Source organism: Desulfobacter sp. (assembly GCF_050177295.1).
On the sequence record NZ_JBFXHE010000456.1, the window covers coordinates 1 to 3,417 of the forward strand.

The 3,417-nt window shown below is 49.5% G+C and carries 3 protein-coding genes; 2 read left to right on the forward strand and 1 reads right to left on the reverse strand.

What is annotated here, in order from left to right; all coding sequences use genetic code 11:
- The coding region (locus tag AB7U36_RS20955; protein WP_428161566.1) for a S16 family serine protease at positions 1-1,907 on the reverse strand (1,907 nt) is incomplete at its 3' end.
- Between the two features lie 429 nt (positions 1,908-2,336).
- Here AB7U36_RS20955 and AB7U36_RS20960 point away from each other — a divergent pair.
- Entirely contained in the window at positions 2,337-2,900 is a 564-nt protein-coding gene (locus tag AB7U36_RS20960) for a hypothetical protein (protein ID WP_428161567.1), read from the forward strand.
- Between the two features lie 116 nt (positions 2,901-3,016).
- Positions 3,017-3,417, forward strand: a 401-nt coding sequence (locus tag AB7U36_RS20965; protein WP_428161568.1) for an SLC13 family permease, incomplete at its 3' end; no start/stop codon positions are given.

Consider the following 3,417-nt stretch of genomic DNA (forward strand, 5'->3'; position numbering starts at 1 on the left):
GCAGGAAAAATGATGGTCTTGATTCCGGCGGTTTTGGCCGCAAGCAGTTTCTCCCGAATGCCGCCCACCGGAAGGATTCTGCCGCTTAACGTCACCTCGCCTGTCATGGCCGTATCCCTGGGGCAGGGAATATCCTTTAAAAGCGAGATCAATGCCACGGCAATGGTCATCCCGGCTGACGGGCCGTCCTTGGGAATGGCTCCCGAGGGAACATGGACGTGGATATCCCGCCCCTGGAAAAAGTCTGCAGCCAGCCCAAGCTGTTCAGTGTGACTGCGGATGTAACTTAAGGCGGCCTGGGCCGATTCTTTCATTACCTCTCCGAGATATCCGGTGAGGATCAAACGTTCTGCTCCCATCATCCGCGTGGTCTCAACAAAGATGATTTCCCCGCCGCTTTCTGTCCAGGCCAGGCCTGTAGCGCACCCCACCCGGTCCTTGGCCCCTGCGATTTCATAGTGGTATCTGGCAGGGCCCAGAAGTTGTTCCACAGCGCCTTCATCAATCTTTATTTTCCGGGACGCATTCTGTGTATTGAGATACCGCCGGGCAAACTTGCGGCAGATGGCGGAGATTTTACGTTCAAGGCCCCGTAACCCCGCTTCCCGGGTGTGTTCCCTGATGATGGAGCAAAGTGCATTTTGCGTAAATTCAAGGTCAAATCCCGAAAGTCCCGTATCTTCCTTGGCCCGGGGGATCAGGTGACGTTCGGCAATGTGGACCTTTTCTTCGATGGTGTAACCGGACATGGATATCACTTCAAACCGGTCCAGCAAAGGCCCGGGGATTCTTGCCACCGTATTGGCCGTGGCAATGAACATCACCTTGGAAAGGTCAAAGGGAATATCCAGATAATGGTCAAGGAACTTTGAGTTCTGCTGGGGGTCCAGTACCTCAAGCAGGGCTGAGGCAGAGTCTCCTTTAAAATCCTGTCCGATCTTATCAATCTCATCAAGCATGAGTACGGGATTCAGAGACTCGGCCTGGCGGATTTCCTGGATAATCCGGCCGGCAAGAGCACCTGCATAGGAGCGCCTGTGGCCCCTGATATCGGCCTCATCCTTCACGCCGGCAAGGGAAATCCGGACAAATTTACGTTCAAGGCTTTGGGCAATGGACTGGCCCAGTGACGTTTTTCCTGTGCCCGGAGGGCCGGCAAAGCAGATCACAGGCCCTTTGGCTTCCACAAGGCCCGTTTTTTTGCCCAGGGCCTTTTTAACGGTTTCCCGGATGTCGTCAAGTTTGAGGGGCTTGGGAATAAAATGAAAAGATCCCCGCTTGATGGCGTCCACAGCAGTGAGCACCGTGGCGTACCCGGAGATGATGATTACCTCCGTGGACGGGCTTTTTGCCTTTATACGTTCCAGAAGTGTCATGCCGTCGATCTTGTCCATTTTAAGATCGGTGATCACAAGATCCACGGTGTTGGCCTTTAAAAATTCCAGTGCCTGGGTGCCGCCGTCAGCCGTGCTGACCTCATAGCCCTCCTTGGAGAGAACATGCTCCAGATTCATTCGGGTGATCTGTTCATCATCCACCACAAGAATGGTGTTTTTCCGGGACAGTTTCATCTGTCGAACCGCCAGGTGTTCGAGGATCCTTTCTTTGATTTCCTCGAGCCCATAATGGTCCGAGTCCAGAATTTTTTCCGCACGCTGGATATCAAGATTATCCTGGGTGTACCGGTTCCAGGGCAGGGTGGTGACATAGTCGATATGGTTGAGTCCTATGGTGTAGTCTGCCGAAGCCGGATTAATTTTTTCAAGCCGGTCCACCTCTTTGAGCAGGATTTTTTCAATTTCGGCCGGAATTCTTTGATCCAGAACGGCCTCGCGCAGCGCGGCAATCTCTTCTGCCCCTGTATCAACAACATGAGTCTCTTCTTCTTTTTTAAAAATCCGTTTCACCTGAAGCCCCTTTCTCTCAAACTTAAGAATATTTGGAATATCATAAAAGTTGTTCAGCATTGGAGCAATTACCATGCCTGATGACCGATTCATCTATAAAGACCCTTTGATGGAGCCTTGCCCGTGGTTTTATTGGCCGGGACGGGGAAGAATGGCAGTTGGATTTGATGTAAATCGTTACATTGTGCAACGTAAATATTGATAATTGCAATATCCGCAAACCTTTATGGGGCAAGGCTTTGGGCGGCCATTATGAAATGTATTGCAAGATGCAACACAATTGTGTGTGTCCAAACCGCTTTCCAATTGTGAAAAGCCTTGCTCTAAAGGCTGTTCCGGCCATTTTGAGAAACTGGTATGCAACTTGCTCATTATCCCCCAACAAGGAAAGATTGATAACCAAATACACCTAAAGGAGGATGGTTGAATATGCAGTTTTTGAATGGATTAAAGGACAGATTAAGTTTTGGCAAAAAACGCGGCAGCAAAGAAAACGCGATTATGTTTTCCCAGCCTTGCGTTAAAGATGAAGGTGGCGTTGATCAGTATACCTGCTCTATGTCATGCAAAACAAACGAGGGCAAAAATCTGGTGGTTGCCACTCTTGAAAGCCGGTTTTCCGATGATATGGTTGATTATGCCCTAGATATGGCCAAGCGTATGGACTATGGTATTATTGCGGTAAATGCAGCCAATTTGACCCATCACGTGACCTCATTTTTTTCCACCCCCCAGGAAGAACTTTACGCCGATTTTAAGGAGACCGCCGGGAAAAATGTGGTGCCGTTCAAAGAGAAGGCTGCGGAATTGGGCCTTAAATTTGCGCACACCACAAGCCAGGAAGGTGTTGACCATGCCATTTCCGATATTACCAAGGAGTGCGGTCACATTGAATTCATTATCTCCGAGAACAAGAACCCTGCTGCGATAAGAGCTCCTGCCGTCAACCAGAACCGGATTGCCCAGCGGCTTTGCGTTTATTCAGTGAGTTAGGAGGATTCTTTCATGAGCATGCATTTTTTTATAGGACTTGGTTTGATTCTGTTTACGGCGGCGCTGTGCTTTATCTACAGAAATGAAGATGAATAAATTGAATGGAGTGTTTCTCAATGACACCTGATATGATTATGACCATGATCATCCTGGCCTTTGTTATCTGCCTCTTTGTGTTTGAATGGGTGCGGGTGGATGTGGTCGGGATAATGATGATGGTCCTTCTTCCCCTGATTGGACTGATCTCTCCCAAAGAAGCCTTTGTGGGCTTAAGTTCCAATGCGGTTTGTTCTATTATTGCAGTAATTATTATCGGCGCGGGTTTGGATAAAACCGGCGTTATGAATAAGGTGGCTAAGCCCATCCTGGCCCTGGCAGGCAAAAGCGAAGGTAAGATCATGCTTCTGGTTTCAGGTACTGTGGGCATTATTTCCAGTATGATGCAGAACATCGGTGCTGCGGCCCTGTTTCTGCCGGCCACCCAGAGAATTTCCAAGCGTGTGGGGATCCCCACGTC